General features: G+C 75.8%; 11 protein-coding genes. 5 read left to right on the forward strand and 6 right to left on the reverse strand.

Features of this window, described 5'->3' with window-relative positions; all coding sequences use genetic code 11:
• The first annotated feature begins 103 nt into the window (after positions 1-103).
• The 5 genes from J2S46_RS12820 to J2S46_RS12840 all read left to right on the forward strand — a co-directional run bounded on the left by J2S46_RS12820 (position 104) and on the right by J2S46_RS12840 (position 5865).
• The gene (locus tag J2S46_RS12820; protein ID WP_191289086.1) at positions 104-1393 is read left to right on the forward strand and encodes an SCO2321 family membrane protein; all 1290 of its coding nucleotides are present in this window, start codon (positions 104-106) and stop codon (positions 1391-1393) included.
• The gene (locus J2S46_RS12825; protein WP_229912451.1) at positions 1390-2055 is read left to right on the forward strand and encodes an SCO2322 family protein; all 666 of its coding nucleotides are present in this window, start codon (positions 1390-1392) and stop codon (positions 2053-2055) included. Before J2S46_RS12820 ends, J2S46_RS12825 begins: the two co-directional genes overlap by 4 nt.
• A gap of 92 nt (positions 2056-2147) precedes the next feature.
• Positions 2148-3251 carry a CbiQ family ECF transporter T component gene (locus tag J2S46_RS12830; RefSeq protein WP_191289087.1) on the forward strand — a complete coding sequence of 368 codons (1104 nt, stop codon included), beginning with the start codon at positions 2148-2150 and terminating at the stop codon, positions 3249-3251.
• Positions 3248-4915 (forward strand): ABC transporter ATP-binding protein, encoded by a 1668-nt coding sequence (locus J2S46_RS12835; RefSeq protein WP_191289088.1) that lies wholly within the window; start codon positions 3248-3250, stop codon positions 4913-4915. Before J2S46_RS12830 ends, J2S46_RS12835 begins: the two co-directional genes overlap by 4 nt.
• Positions 4912-5865, forward strand: a complete 954-nt coding sequence (locus J2S46_RS12840; protein ID WP_191289089.1) for an ECF transporter S component — start codon at positions 4912-4914, stop codon at positions 5863-5865. The genes J2S46_RS12835 and J2S46_RS12840 overlap by 4 nt, the downstream gene beginning before the upstream one ends.
• A gap of 12 nt (positions 5866-5877) precedes the next feature.
• Here the strand turns inward: J2S46_RS12840 and J2S46_RS12845 are convergent, their stop codons facing one another.
• The 6 genes from J2S46_RS12845 to J2S46_RS12870 all read right to left on the reverse strand — a co-directional run bounded on the left by J2S46_RS12845 (position 5878) and on the right by J2S46_RS12870 (position 13933).
• Positions 5878-7089 carry a beta-ketoacyl-[acyl-carrier-protein] synthase family protein gene (locus tag J2S46_RS12845; RefSeq protein ID WP_191289333.1) on the reverse strand — a complete coding sequence of 404 codons (1212 nt, stop codon included), beginning with the start codon at positions 7087-7089 and terminating at the stop codon, positions 5878-5880.
• Between the two features lie 232 nt (positions 7090-7321).
• On the reverse strand, positions 7322-7657 hold the full coding sequence (locus J2S46_RS12850; protein ID WP_191289090.1) for an antibiotic biosynthesis monooxygenase family protein: 336 nt from the start codon (positions 7655-7657) through the stop codon (positions 7322-7324).
• A gap of 234 nt (positions 7658-7891) precedes the next feature.
• Positions 7892-8131 (reverse strand): hypothetical protein, encoded by a 240-nt coding sequence (locus tag J2S46_RS12855; protein WP_191289091.1) that lies wholly within the window; start codon positions 8129-8131, stop codon positions 7892-7894.
• A gap of 236 nt (positions 8132-8367) precedes the next feature.
• Positions 8368-9702 carry a type III PLP-dependent enzyme domain-containing protein gene (locus J2S46_RS12860; protein WP_191289092.1) on the reverse strand — a complete coding sequence of 445 codons (1335 nt, stop codon included), beginning with the start codon at positions 9700-9702 and terminating at the stop codon, positions 8368-8370.
• Between the two features lie 286 nt (positions 9703-9988).
• Positions 9989-11617, reverse strand: coding sequence for a PucR family transcriptional regulator (locus J2S46_RS12865; RefSeq protein WP_191289093.1), 1629 nt, complete (start codon positions 11615-11617; stop codon positions 9989-9991).
• Between the two features lie 237 nt (positions 11618-11854).
• Positions 11855-13933 carry an MFS transporter gene (locus tag J2S46_RS12870; RefSeq protein ID WP_191289094.1) on the reverse strand — a complete coding sequence of 693 codons (2079 nt, stop codon included), beginning with the start codon at positions 13931-13933 and terminating at the stop codon, positions 11855-11857.
• Positions 13934-14217 lie beyond the last annotated feature (284 nt).

Below are 14217 nucleotides of genomic sequence, written 5' to 3' on the forward strand. Positions count from 1 at the left end.
GGGAGCGGCGAGCGGCCCGGCCGGGCGTCCGCCCGGCACCGTCGAGGTCTACGGACGGCCCCTCCCGGGGCCACCCACCGCTCATCGAAAGGCTCCACCCACCATGCTGACCGCCGCCCGTACGGGCGCCGCCGTGCTGTCCGCCCTGCTGCTGGCCGGCACCGCCGCCGCGCCGGCCCTCGCCGACAGCCCCTCGCCCAGCGCCACCGTCGCCGTCCCCGCCGGGCTGTACGGGCAGGGCGACCCGACGTACGACGGCGTCTGGCGCCAGTCGCTGGCCCTGGCCGCGCTGGCCGCGGTCAAGGCCGTCCCCGCCGACAGCGCCGTCGGGTGGCTGACCGGCCAGCAGTGCGCGGACGGCGGCTGGCCGTCCTTCCGCGCCGACACCGCCGCCGCCTGCGACGCGGCCACCGAGGACAGCAACGCCACCTCCGTCGCCGTCCAGGCGCTGGCCGCGCTCGGCGGGCACCAGGACGCCGTGGACAAGGGCGTCCAGTGGCTGAAGGCCAACCAGAACGCGGACGGCAGCTGGGCCTACAACCCCGGCAACCCCGGTGACGCCAACTCCACCGGCCTGGCCGTCACCGCGCTGATCGCCGCCAAGGCCGACCCGGCCACCGTCGCCAGGTCCGGCCGCAGCGGCTACGACGGCCTGGCGCTCTTCCAGCTCGGCTGCGCCGCGCCCGCCGACCAGCGCGGCGCCTTCGCCTACCAGCCCGACCCCGCCGGCGCGCCGGCCGCCAACGCGCTGGCCTCCGCCCAGGCCGCGCTGGGCGCCGCCGGCGGCCGGCTGCCGGTGACCAACACCAATACGGTCGACGCCGCGCCGAAGGCCCTGGCCTGCCCGGCCGGCGCCGCCGCGCAGCCCGTGCCACGCGCCGACTCGGCCGAGGCCGCCGCCGCGTACCTGACCACCCAGCTGGCCGCCACCGGGCAGCACCTGATGCTCACCCTGCCGGGCGCGACCCCCACCCCCGACTGGACCGCGACCGCCTGGGCGGTGCTGAGCCTGGTCCAGTCCGGCCACGCCGAGCAGGCCACCGGCGCCGTCGACTGGCTGGCCGCGCAGGGCAGCACCTGGACCAAGGGCGGCACCGACGCCTCCGCCACCGCCTCCCTGGTGCTGGTCGCCGAGGCCGCCCGGCGCGACCCCGCCGACTTCGGCGGCACCGACCTCGTCCAGCAGCTGACCGCGGCCGGACCGGCGCTCAAGTCGGGCCCGTCCTCCGCGACGGCGGCCGCCACCGCCACCGCGAAGAAGGACGACAAGGGCGGTGTCTCCACCCTCTGGGTGATCGGGGTCGGCCTGCTGATCGGCGTCGGCGGCGGCCTGCTGCTGAGCCTGCAGCGCCGGCGCGGCTCCCAGGGGTCCGCCCGGAAGCCCGGCAAGTGACCGTCCAGGCACGCCCGCGGGCGGTGGCGGCCACGCTGGCCGCCACCGCCCTGCTGGGCCTTCTCGCCGTCCTCGCCGCCGCCCCCGCCCAGGCGACCGGCTACCGCTACTGGTCGTTCTGGAAGTGGTCCGGCGGCACCTGGGCGTACCAGCAGCAGGGCCCGGCCGTGTACGTCCCGCCGGACGGCTCGGTGGACGGCTGGCGCTTCGCGGTCAGCCCGGACGGCGGCCGGGACGCCGCCCGCCCGGGCGCGCCCGGCGACTTCGAGGCCGCCTGCGCCGCCACCCCCGCGCAGGCCGGCCGCAAGCGGATCGCCGTCGTGCTCGACTTCGGCACCGCCGCGGACGCCCCGCCCGGCGCCCTCGCGGCCGGGTCCGCGCCGCCCGCGGCGCGCACGGGCTGCGCCTCGGTGGCCACCGGCGCCAGCTCCGCCGAGGTGCTCGCCGCCCTCGCGCCGCCGCTGCGCTACGACGGCGCCGGCATCCTGTGCGCCATCGCCGGGTACCCGGCGGCGGGCTGCGGCGAGGCCCTGGCCGGGACGCCGTCGGCCTCCGGCGACCGGGGCGGCTCCGGCGGCCCGGACCTCGGCCTGATCGCGGGCGGCGCCGCCGTCGCGGTGCTGGCCGCCGGGGCCGTCCGGCAGGCCCGCCGGCGCCGCTGACCACCGACCGGCCCTCGCGCCGCGTCCCGTCCGTCCCGTCCCTTCCGTCCCGTCCGAACCACCCGCCCGCGCCCGCCGACCAGGAACCCGCCGTGACCTCACCCCGCCGCACCCGCCCGGCCGCCGGACCACGCCACCTGCACCCCGGGGCGTGGTGGCTGTGGGCACTGGGCCTGGCGGCGGCCGCCTCCCGCACCACCGACCCGCTGCTGCTCCTGCTGATCGTCGCGGTCGCCGGGTACGTGGTCGCGGCCCGGCGCAGCGACGCCCCCTGGTCACGCTCGTACGGCACCTTCCTGCGGCTCGGCCTGCTGGTGCTCGGCATCCGGCTGCTGTTCGCCGTACTGCTGGGCTCCCCCGTGCCCGGCACCCACGTCCTGTTCACGCTGCCCGAGCTGCCCCTGCCCGCCTGGGCGCAGGGCGTCCGGGTGGGCGGCAGGGTCACCGTCGAGGGCCTGCTGTTCGCGCTGTACGACGGGCTGAAGCTGGCCACCCTGCTGGTCTGCGTCGGCGCCGCCAACGCCCTGGCCAGCCCGGCCCGGCTGCTGCGTGCCCTGCCCGGCGCGCTCTACGAGGCCGGGGTCGCCGTGGTGGTGGCGATGACCTTCGCCCCGAACCTGGTCGCGGACGTGCAGCGGCTGCGGGCCGCCCGCCGGCTGCGCGGCCGCTCCGACCGGGGCGCGAAGGCCCTGCTCAGCGTCGGACTCCCGGTGCTGGAGGGCGCGTTGGAGCGCTCGGTCGCACTGGCCGCGGCGATGGACACCAGGGGTTTCGGCCGCACCGCCGACGTCCCGCCCCGGATCGCCCGCACCACCGCCGCCCTGACCCTGGCCGGTCTGCTCGGGGTCTGCGCCGCCGCGTACGGACTGCTCGGCTCGGCCGGCACCGGCTGGGCGCTGCCGGTGCTGGCGATCGGCCTGGCCGCCGCCGGCGCCGGGCTGCTGCTCGGCAGCCGGCGCGCCGCCAGGACCCGCTACCGGCCCGACCCGTGGACCTGGCGCGAGTGGGCGGTGGCCGGCTCGGGCGTGCTGGTGGCCGTCCTGGTGATCAGGCTGGCGGCGCTGTACCCGGCCGCCTTCGCCCCCTCGTTCGTCCCGCTGACCGCGCCGACCCTGCCGCTGGCCGCCGCGCTGGCGGTGCTGGTCGGCCTGGTGCCCGCCGTCGCCGCCCCGATCCCGCCCCGGAGTGCCTCATGATCACCTTCGAGCAGGTCTCGGTCAGCTACCCGGGCGCCGCCGCACCCGCCCTGCAGGGCCTGGACCTGACCGTCCCCGAGGGCGAACTCTGCCTGCTGGTGGGCCCGTCGGGCTCAGGCAAGTCGACCCTGCTGGGCACCGTCAGCGGCCTCGTGCCGCACTTCACCGGCGGCGTCCTGCACGGCCGGGTCACCGTCGGCGGCCGCGACACCCGCACCCACCGCCCGCGCGAACTCGCCGACCTGGTCGGCACCGTGGGCCAGGACCCGCTCGCGCACTTCGTCACCGACACGGTCGAGGACGAACTCGCCTACGGCATGGAGTCGCTGGGCCTGGCACCCGAGGTGATGCGCCGCCGGGTCGAGGAGACCCTCGACCTGCTCGGGCTCGCCGAACTGCGCGGCCGCGCGCTCACCTCGCTCTCCGGTGGGCAGCAGCAGCGGGTCGCGATCGGCTCGGTGCTGACCGTCCACCCCAAGGTCCTGGTGCTGGACGAACCGACCTCCGCGCTCGACCCGGGCGCCGCCGAGGAGGTGCTGGCGGTCCTGCAGCGGCTGGTCCACGACCTCGGCACCACCGTCCTGATGGCCGAGCACCGCCTGGAAAGGGTCGTCCAGTACGCCGACCAGGTGCTGCTGCTCCCCGGCGCCGGACGGGCCCCGGTGCTGGGCGACCCGGCCGAGGTGATGGCGCACTCCCCCGTCCGCCCGCCGGTGGTGGCCCTCGGCCGGCTGGCCGGCTGGTCCCCGCTGCCGCTGTCGGTGCGCGACGCCCGGCGCCGGGCCGCCCCGCTGCGGGCCCGGCTGGACGGCCTGCGGCCGCCCGACGCCGCCGACGCCGCCGACACCCGACCGGCCGACACCCGACCGGCCGACGCCCGGCCGACCGGCGAGCCGGTCGCCACCGTACGGCGCCTGGTGGTCCGGCGTGGACCGGTGCCCGCCCTGCGCGGCGTCGACCTGACCCTGCACGCCGGTGGGATCACTGCCCTGATGGGCCGCAACGGCGCCGGCAAGTCCACCCTGCTCGGCAGCCTGGTCGGCCTGCACGCCCCCGCCTCCGGCACCGTACGGGTCGGCGGCCTGACCCCGCACCAGGCCCGCCCGAAGGACCTGGTCCGCCGGGCCGGGCTCGTCCCGCAGGACCCGCGCGACCTGCTGTACGGCGAGAGCGTCCGCGCCGAGTGCGCGGCCGCCGACCAGGACGCCGGCGCCGGGCCGGGCAGCTGCCGCGCCCTGGTCGAGCGGCTGCTGCCCGGCATCTCCGACGACACCCACCCGCGGGACCTCTCCGAGGGCCAGCGGCTCAGCCTCGCCCTGGCCGTGGTGCTGACCTCCCGGCCGCCCCTGCTGCTGCTGGACGAGCCCACCCGCGGCCTGGACTACGCCGCCAAGGCCAGACTGGTGGAGATCCTGCGCGCGCTGGCCGCCGACGCGCACGCCGTGCTGCTCGCCACCCACGACGTCGAACTCGCCGCCGCGCTCGCCCACCGCACGGTGATCCTGGCCGACGGCGAGATCGTCGCGGACGGCCCGACCCCGGAGATCGTGCTCTCCTCCCCCGCCTTCGCGCCCCAGGTCGCCAAGATCCTCAGTCCCTCGCCCTGGCTGACCGTCCACCAGGTCGAGCAGGCCCTGGCCGGCGCCGAAGGCGGCCCGGCATGAGCGGCGGGACGAAGCCCGCCGGCGACGCCGCCGGCCCCCGGAGCGCGGACGCGGACAGGCTCCCGCTCGCCTCCGCCGCCGACCACGCCAGGCTGGCCCGGCCCGTCCCGCTCGGCCGGCGCTCGGTCGCCACCCTGCTGGTGATCTCGGCGATCGGCGTGGTGGCCTTCGGCTGGCCGCTGCTCGCCGCCACCGACTCCGCCCTGGTCGGGCACTCCGCCGACGCACCCTGGCTGTTCGCCCTGCTGCTGCCGCTGCTGCTCGCCGTGGTGGTGGCCCAGATCTCCGAGGGACGCTCCGCCGACGGCGAGCCCGGCCTGGACGCCAAGTCGGTCGCCCTGCTGGGCATGCTGGCGGCCGCCGGCGCGGCCCTGCGGCCGCTCGGCGCCGGGACGGCCGGCCTGGAACCGATGTTCTTCCTGATGGTGCTCTCCGGCCGGGTGCTCGGGCCCGGCTTCGGCTTCGTCCTCGGGTCGGTCTCGATGTTCGCCTCCGCGCTGCTGACCGGTGGGGTCGGCCCGTGGCTGCCGTTCCAGATGCTCTCGATGGGCTGGGTCTGCCTCGGCGCGGGCCTGCTGCCCGGCCCCGCCACCGTGCGCGGCCGCCGCGAACTCGCCCTGCTGGCGGCCTACGGCGCCGGCTCCGCCGTCGCGTACGGGACGGTCATGAACCTGCAGGGCTGGCCGTACATCGGCGGCCTCTCCAGCTCGGTCTCCTTCGTCGCCGGCGCGCCGCTCGGCGAGAACCTCCCCCGCTTCGTGGCCTACTGCCTCACCACCTCGCTCGGCTGGGACCTCCCCCGCGCCGCGCTCACCGTGGTGCTCTGCCTGACCCTCGGCGGACCCGTGCTGCGTACCCTGCGCCGGGCCTCCCGGCGCGCCGCCTTCGGTGCCCCGGTCGTCTTCACCGGGGCACCGGACAACAGGGACGACGGCCCGGCGGCGGGCTGAACCCGCCCGGACTCAGCGCGCCGCGGTGAACACCAGCGAGGCGTTGTGGCCGCCGAACCCGAAGGAGTTGACCAGCGCCGCGCCCGCCGGGCCCCGGCGGGGCGCGCCGACCACGACGTCCAGCTCCACCCGCGGGTCCTGCTCCCGCAGGTTCACGGTGGCGGGGACGACCCCCTCGCGCAGGGCCAGCACGGCGGCGACCGCCCCGAGCGCCCCCGCCGCGCCGAAGAGATGGCCGGTCATCGACTTGGTGGCGGTGACCACCGGGTGGGTGCCGACCGCCGCCACGATCGACCCGGCCTCGGTGAGGTCCCCCAGCTGCGTGGACGTCGCGTGCGCGTGCACCTGCCCGATCCCGGCCGGGCCGAGACCGGCGGCAGCCAGGGCCAGCCGGATCGCCCGGACCTGCCCGTCCTGGTGCGCGGCGGTGATGTGGTGCGCGTCGGAGGTCACCCCGGCCCCGGCCAGCACGGCGTGCACCCGGGCCGCGCGCGCGGCGGCGAATCCGGCCCGCTCCAGCACCACCAGGGCGCAGCCCTCGCCGATCACGAAGCCGTCCCGGCCGGTGTCGAAGGGCCTGGAAGCCTCCTGCGGCGCGTCGTTGCGGGTGGAGTGCGCCCTCGCCCGGGTGAAGCCGGCCATCGGCAGCGGGTGGATGCACGCCTCGGTGCCGCCGGCCACCACCACGTCCGCGCGGCCCAGCCGGATCAGGTCCAGTCCGGTCGCGATCGCCTCGGCGCCCGAGGCGCACGCGCTGACCGGGGTGCGGGCCCCGCCCTTGGCGCCCAGGTCGATGCTGACCCAGGCCGCCAGCCCGTTCGCCATCAGCATCGGCACGGTGTGCGGGGAGACCTTGCGCACCCCGGAGGCCTCCAGGACGTCGTCCTGGCCGAGCATGCTCAGCGCCCCGCCCGTACCGGTACCGATCACCACGGCCAGCCGCTCCGGCTCGACCTCGGGACGCCCCGCGTCGGCCCACGCCTGCCGGGCCGCGACCAGGGCGATCTGCTCGCACCGGTCGAGCCGCCGGGCCTGTACCCGGTCCAGCACCTCGGTGGGTTCGACCCGCAGCCGGCCCGCGATCCGGGCGGGCAGCGCGGCCGCCCAGTCCTCCGTGATCGGGCCGATCCCGGACTCCCCGGCCAGCATCGCGGCCCAGGTCGAGGCCACGTCCCCGCCGAGCGGGGTGGTGGCCCCCAGCCCGGTCACCACCACATCCTCCATGTTCAGCGTCACCACTGAACCCCCTTGTCAGAGTGATACACCTCACGCCCGGTCTCCGGGCGGACGGTGCTCAACGCATCCATCACTCTGCCAAGGGAATTGCCGACCCTCCGGCATCGAACGGTACGGAGTCGCAGCAAGATCCTTTGTAGGGTTCCCATAAATCGGCCGGGCAGTCCGGCCTCGCCGGCCCCGGCCCCGGGGGCCGGCGAGCTGCCTGCGCGGCCGGTTCTCAGCCCTTCGGGCCCGCCGACTGGACGACCTCGAAGGACCACAGTGTGGACCCGGAGGCCGCCGGGCGCTGTGCGGCCCCGCCCTCGGCGGCCGGCGGGCCCTGACGGTGCGCCGCCTGCATCGGGCCCTCCATCCACGCCTTGAAGTGGTCCTCGGAGGCCCACCTGGTGTACACCAGGTACTGGTCGGTCCCCTCCACCGGACGCAGCAGCTCGAACCACTCGAACCCGTCCGAACTCTCCACCGCCCCGGCCCGCGACGCGAACCGCTTCTCCAGCACCTCGCGCTGCTCCGCCGGGACCGTCAGGACGTTGATCTTCACGACACTGGCCATACGACACCTCATCAGTTGGACGGTCGGCCGCCGCGGCGGCCGACCTCGACCGGGTGCCCGCGCTCCGGCGCGGACCGGGGCGCACGGCACCGGGCGGCTCGAAGACGCCGCCCGTCGCCCAGCGTACGAAGCCCGGAGCGCCGACGTGGCCGAGGGGCCGGGGCAACGCCGGCCCCTCCCTCACATCGGCTCGTCCGGCCGAGGCCCGGCCGGCCCGGGCGCCGGCGGGCGAGCCTACGGCCGCTTCCGCCGGACGGCCCGCGGCAGCGCCGGCTGCCGCTGCATGAGCCCCACCGCGACGCCGCCCGCCCCCGCCAGCAGCTGCAGCACGGTGGCGGTGGGCACCCCCGCCACCGCGAGGACCGAGGCGAGGATCAGGACGGCGACGACCACGACCTGGTCGGCCGGCCGGAACCTGCGGCCGGGCGGGGTCGGGGCGGACGGCGGTGTCGGACGACGGCGTGAACGAGTCATGACGGCCCTCTCGGACGGACGATGCGGACGTGAGCGACGGACAACGGACAACGCACGACGGACGGTGCACGGCGAACGGTGCACGGCGAACGACGGACGGCGAACGAGGGACGGTGCGTGCGGAACAGGGCAGCACTGAACAGGTCGGCACTGAACAGGTCGGCACTGAACGGGGCAGTGCGGAACAGGGCAGTACGGAACGGCGCAGTACGGACGACCGGAGCGGCCGCCGCCGCTCAGCCCCCGGTCCGGGCCAGCAGCTCCTCGACGGTCTGCGCCCGGCGCAGCAGGCTGAACCGCACGGTGCCGTCGGCCGCCACCCGGGCCCCGTGCACCGCCGGTTCGAGCAGGCTGTTGTAGTTGAACGGGGTCGACGCGTAGTAGGCGCCGGTGTCCAGCAGAGCGACGATGTCCCCGGGCTCCAGCAGCGGCAGCGGGCGGGCCCGGGCGACCAGGTCGCCGGCGAAGCAGGCCGGGCCGGCGATGTCCTGCTCGACCGGCTCCCCGTGCTTCTCCGCCCCGGTGGCGTCGTGCGTGCTGATCCGCAGCGGCCAGGCCTCGGGGGCGAAGACCGTGCGGGTGGCCACCTGCACGCCGGCGGAGGTGATCGCGATCGCCCGGCCGCCGGAGTTCTTGGTGTACTCGACGTAGCCGGCGGTGAAGCCGCTCTTGGCCAGCACCGAGCGGCCGAACTCGGTCACCAGCTGGAACTCGCCGGAGAACAGGGCCGGTGCGTGGATCCGCAGGCGCTCCACGTACTCCTCGTACCCCGGGCCGCCCAGGTCGCCGGAGAAGTCGACCGGCAGGCCGCCGCCGATGTCCAGGCCCACGACCTGACGGCGGCCGAGTTCCCGGTTGATCTCCTGGGCGAAGGCGACGGCCGCCGCAACCCCCTTCGCCATCAGGTCCAGCGGGCAGCCTTGGGAGCCGACGTGGCAGTGCAGCCAGGTGAGCCAGGGACGCTCCCGGAAGGCCGCCACCAGCCGCTCGGCGTTGCCCTCGTCGGCCAGGGTGATGCCGAACTTCGAGGTCGCGGTGGCGGTGCTCATCGCACCGATGGAGCCGCCGCCCACCTGCGGGTTGATCCGGACCCCGATCCTGGACCGGGGCTCCGGGGTCCCGTTCTCCGCCTTGTCGGCGAGGAGTTCGTCGACCCGGGCCAGCTCCTGCCAGTTGTCGATGTTGACCGCGGCCCCGAGGTCCAGCGCCTGCCGCAGCTCGCGGCGGGTCTTCGCCGGGGAGTCGAAGACGATCCGCGCCGGGTCGAACCCGGCCGCGAGGGCCTGGGCGAACTCGCCGGGGCTGGCCACCTCGCAGCCCATTCCGAGGCCGCGCAGCTCCTCCAGCACCGGGACCAGGCTGTTGGCCTTGGCCGCGAAGGCGTGCAGCACCTCGACCTGCTCCGGGAAGGCGCGGTGCAGCGCGGCGACGGTGGCCGCGACGGCGTCGAAGTCGATGAACCCCGCGAGCAGCGCGTCCTCGGGGTCGAGGAGCCCCTCGCGGACGGCGGCGCGCAGGATGAGCTCGCGCCGCTCGGCGCTCTGAAGGGCCGTCGGCCGGGGATCGGTCATGGTGCCACGCTCCGCTGGTTCGTCTCGGATGCAGGGCCGCCGGAGCTCCCGGGGCCGTGCCACCAGACTGCCCGTCGGACGGTGGGCGCGTCTTCGTCCCACCCTCCGGATTCCCGGTGGCGGGGCCGTGCCGGCGGCCGGCGGCGAAGGCCGGCCGCGGCCCGGTGGTGCACGGGGACGACCTGCGGCCGACCGGGTCGTGCCGGGGGCCGACGTGCGGCGCCGGCCGTGCCCGGTGGTGCCGCGCGACGACGGCGGGGCGCCCTCTTCGTGCGGGGCGACGAACTCAGTCCCGGTCGAGGGCCCGGCGGCTCAGCAGCCGCAGCTGGAGCTGGGCCAGCAGTCTGGCGTCGGGATCGTCCAGGTCGATGCCGCTGACCCGGACCACGGTCTGGTCCAGGCGGTGGGCGAAGGTGCTCCGGGCGACGCCGAGGGCGTCCGCGGCCCTGGCCTTCTCCCTGGAGTGGTCGAGATAGGCGCGCAGGGTCTCCACCAGCGACGTCTCACCGTTCGCGACCAGGCGGTCCACCGGTGTCTCCACCGGCGGGTCCTGGTCGCGCAGCGCGTCCACGAAGTGCAGCAGGGCCACCGAGTCGGCCACCTCCGCGACCCGCGCGCAGTCCAGCGCGGAGCTGCCGAACAGCAGGCCGCCGAGCGCCAGATCGGCCGTCCGCCGGGACTCCGGCGCCTGGTCCAGCCGCTCCCGGACCTCTCCGACGCCGATCCGCACGCGTAGCCCGAGCGGCCCGGCGAGGTCGCGGGCCAGCGCCCGCCCCAGCTGCGAGACGTGCGCCTCGGCCGCCGCCGCGTCCTTCGACAGGCCGCCGAGCAGCATCAGGACCCCGTGGCCCGTCGGCACCACGACCGGCAGCCGGCCGCGCTCGACGCAGTACCGGAACACCGACTTGGCCAGCCGGTCACGCACCTGCTCGCCGGCCCGGCCGGAGGCCGCGTGGACGGCGAGGACGGCGCAGCGCTCCGCCCTCGGCACCCCGGTCCGCTCGGCCAGCAGTTCGGCGGAGCCCCGGCCCTCCAGCAGCGCCCGGGCCGCTTCCAGCAGTTGCTGGTCCTGCCCGTCCCGGCGCGCGCGGTCGTGCAGCAGGTGGGCCACCGCCACCCGCGCGGCCGACCGCAGCGCGTCGGTGGCGTCGGCGACCACGAGGGGCTTCCCGTCCGCCGCCACCCAGATGGAGCCCAGCGGCAGGTCGCCGGCGCGGACGAGCACGATCAGACGCTCGGGGGCCTCCCCCTGCGCCTTGCGGTAGAGCACGTCGGTCGACTTCCAGAGCTGGCGGAAGAAGCCCGCCCGCTCCATGTCGACCAGGCGTCCCTCCGGCGGCTTGAGGGCCAGGATGGTCGCCTGCCGGACGGGGTCCGCCCCCTGGCCGGTGGGCGAGTAGGCGAGCACGTTGGAGTCCAGGTCCTCGATCGTCACCGACCCGCCGACCTGGACGGCGATCGCCTTCGCCAGCCCTTCCAGATCGCCCAGCCGGACGCCGGCGATGCCCGGCTCCCGCGCCACGGACAGCCCCGCGTGCAGCATCCCGATCGCGGTCGGCCAGTCGGTCCACCAGCCCCGGAACAGCACCGCCGTCCCGGCTTGCGCGGCGGCCTCGCGCAGCGCCTCGTTGCGGGGGCCCGTCCCGGCCGGGCCGAAGACCACGCCGGCCGCCCCGGCGGCGCCCGCCCTGCGCACCAGGGCCACCGCCTCCTCGGAGTGCGGGTCGACGCCGACGGCGACGAGCAGGTCCCCCGGCAGTTCCTGCGGCTCCAGCGGGTCGAGCAGCACCACCCGGCTCACCGTGCCGCCCGTCTCCTGCGGCGTGCCGTCCAGCTCGACGAACCGTTCCCCCACCAGCGCCAGCAGCCCGGTCAGGGTCTGCTTCGGCCCGCCCCATGACTCCGTGCCCGACATGGCAGCCCCTCCCCTTGGCACCACACGTCACTTCTGACCCGACGTCACTTCACGTCCGGCCGCCCCCGTCCGGGCGTCAGCCTAGTGCCGCGGCCGGCGATGTTCACCGCTCTCGCACCGCCGGGTCACGGCCGCCCGCCGGCGGTGACGGGCGCACGGCGATGTGCGAGGACCCGGGCCATGGCGGCGACCGGGACGGACCTCGTGCCTGACGGGCGCCCGCCCGGCCCGCCACCGTCAGAGCGTGCGCCCCTCGTTGTGCGGGACATGTTCGGCCGGCGTCGGGTCGGGCCGGTCGCGGGTGTCGGCGCAGAGGCCGTCGCTGAGGCGGGTGAGGAGCCCGGCGAGGTCGGCGTACTGCTTCTCGTCCCAGTCGCCGAGCAGCTCGGCCAGCTGGCCGCGCCGGGCGGCGACCAGCCGCAGGGCGGTCTCGTCGCCGGCCTCGGTCAGCCGCAGCCGCCGCCCGCCGCCGGTCCGGACGGCCAGCCTGCGGCTCTCCACCTCCCGTGCGGCCGCCTCGACGACCGCGAACGGGACGACCCGGCGCTCCGCCAGTTCGGCGGGCTCGACGGTGTCCTGGTGGTGCATCTGCAGGATCAGCCAGCTGGCCGCCGGTTGGAGGTCCAGGCCGGCGGCGGCGGTGATCCGGCGGAAGAGGTCGCGGCGGGCCTCGCGGGTGCCGAGCGAGGAGAGCGCGCGGGCGATCTCGTCGAGGGAGCTGCGCTCCACCGGGTTGACGCCGATCGACTCGCCGAGGTCGGGGGCGGTCACCGTGGAGCGCAGCGGCTGTTCGCGCAGCAGGAAGGAGAGCGCGAAGGCGACCAGGACGACGGGGACGGCGAAGAGGAAGACCCGGGTGATGGACTCGGCGTACGCGTGGTGGATGTCGTTCTGGACGGCGGCCGGCAGCTCGGTGATGGCCTGCGGGTCGGAGCTGATCGAGCCGGCGCTGAAGCCGGGCGGCAGCGGCACCCCGGCCAGTGCGTCGGCCAGCCGGCGGTTGAGGCCGCTCGCGAACACGGCGCCGAAGACCGAGACGCCGAAGGAGGCCCCGATGGAGCGGAAGAAGGTCGCGCCGGCGGTGGCGACGCCCAGGTCCTGGTAGCCGACGGCGTTCTGCACGGCGAGCACCAGGACCTGCATGACCAGGCCGATCCCGAGGCCGAAGACCAGGAAGCAGAAGCTCATCCGGGTGGTGGAGCTGTTCTCGGTGAGCAGCGAGAGCAGCAGCAGGCCGACGGCGGTGAGCGCGGTGCCGATGATCGGGAAGATCCGGTAGTGCCCGGTGCGGGAGACGATCTGGCCGGAGCCGATGGAGGTGAGCAGCATCCCGAGGACCATCGGCAGCATGTGGATGCCGGACATGGTGGGTGAGACGCCCTGCACGACCTGGAGGAAGGTCGGCAGGTAGGTGAGCGCGCCGAACATGGCGAAGCCGACCACGAAGGAGATGACGGCGACCAGGCTGAAGGTGCGGATGCGGAACAGCCGCAGCGGCAGGACGGGTTCCTCGGCCCGGCGCTCGACGGCGATGAAGACGACGAGCAGGGCGGCGCCGAGCGCGCCCAGGCCGATGATCCGCCAGGAGCCCCACGGCCAGGTGGTGCCGCCGAGCGAGGTCATCAGGACCAGACAGGTGGCGACCGCGGCGATCAGGAAGGTGCCGGGGTAGTCGATCCGGTGGCGGCGCTTCACCTCGGTGCTGTGCAGGACGGCGGCGATCACCACCAGGGCGACGGCCCCGATCGGGACGTTGATGTAGAACACCCAGCGCCAGCTGAGGTTGTCGACGAAGACCCCGCCGAGCAGCGGCCCGAGCACGCTGGTGACGCCGAAGACGGCGCCGAACAGGCCCTGGTACTTGCCGCGGTCCCGGGGCGGGACGAGGTCCCCGACGATGGCCTGGGTGAGCACCATCAGGCCGCCGCCGCCCAGGCCCTGCAGGGCGCGGAAGCCGATCAGCTGACCCATGTTCTGGGCCAGGCCGCAGAGCACCGAGCCGATCAGGAAGATCACGATGGACGACTGGAAGAAGCGCTTCCGGCCGTACATGTCGCCGAGCTTGCCCCAGAGCGGGGTGGCGGCGGTGGAGGCGAGCAGGTAGGCGGTGACGACCCAGGAGAGGTGTTCGAGACCGCCGAGGTCGCTGACGATGGTGGGCAGCGCGGTGGAGACGATGGTCTGGTCGAGGGCGGCGATCAGCAGGGCCAGCAGCAGGGCGCCGATCGGGAGCCAGAGGTTCTTCGCGGTGGTCCCGGGGGGCGCGGGTGCCGGGGTGGCCCGGGTCCGGCCGGGCTCGGCTTCCGGGTCGGCCATGGCGCGACTCCTCGTGGCTGGGGCCCCCGGCCGGCCGGGCACCGCTGAATGGTCGTTCCAACTGACCACATTGTCAGATTTGCCTGGGTATGAGGCATCTGATTGCGCCATCCGTAACGACTCCGGTCGGCGGCCCGAGGCGTCGCCGCACTGATTGTTCATCGGGTCCAATCGGCATCAACCGTCACAAGAGCCTCGTTGACGGCCGATCGCCCCTGTCCCCCCTTCGGGAACGTCATGCATAATCGGGCGCGTTCGCCTCCTGAACCGATCGGGCGCGCTCA

The sequence above is a fragment of the Kitasatospora herbaricolor genome, assembly GCF_030813695.1.
Classification (GTDB): Bacteria; Actinomycetota; Actinomycetes; order Streptomycetales; family Streptomycetaceae; genus Kitasatospora; species Kitasatospora herbaricolor.

Bases quoted from the DNA above. Each gene is read 5' to 3' on its own strand.
- J2S46_RS12820 (WP_191289086.1), top strand. From the start codon at position 104: ATGCTGACCGCCGCCCGTACGGGCGCCGCCGTGCTGTCCGCCCTGCTG.
- J2S46_RS12835 (WP_191289088.1), top strand. From the start codon at position 3,248: ATGATCACCTTCGAGCAGGTCTCGGTCAGCTACCCGGGCGCCGCCGCA.
- J2S46_RS12840 (WP_191289089.1), top strand. From the start codon at position 4,912: ATGAGCGGCGGGACGAAGCCCGCCGGCGACGCCGCCGGCCCCCGGAGC.
- J2S46_RS12845 (WP_191289333.1), bottom strand. From the start codon at position 7,089: ATGGAGGATGTGGTGGTGACCGGGCTGGGGGCCACCACCCCGCTCGGC.
- J2S46_RS12850 (WP_191289090.1), bottom strand. From the start codon at position 7,657: ATGGCCAGTGTCGTGAAGATCAACGTCCTGACGGTCCCGGCGGAGCAG.
- J2S46_RS12855 (WP_191289091.1), bottom strand. From the start codon at position 8,131: ATGACTCGTTCACGCCGTCGTCCGACACCGCCGTCCGCCCCGACCCCG.
- J2S46_RS12860 (WP_191289092.1), bottom strand. From the start codon at position 9,702: ATGACCGATCCCCGGCCGACGGCCCTTCAGAGCGCCGAGCGGCGCGAG.
- J2S46_RS12865 (WP_191289093.1), bottom strand. From the start codon at position 11,617: ATGTCGGGCACGGAGTCATGGGGCGGGCCGAAGCAGACCCTGACCGGG.
- J2S46_RS12870 (WP_191289094.1), bottom strand. From the start codon at position 13,933: ATGGCCGACCCGGAAGCCGAGCCCGGCCGGACCCGGGCCACCCCGGCA.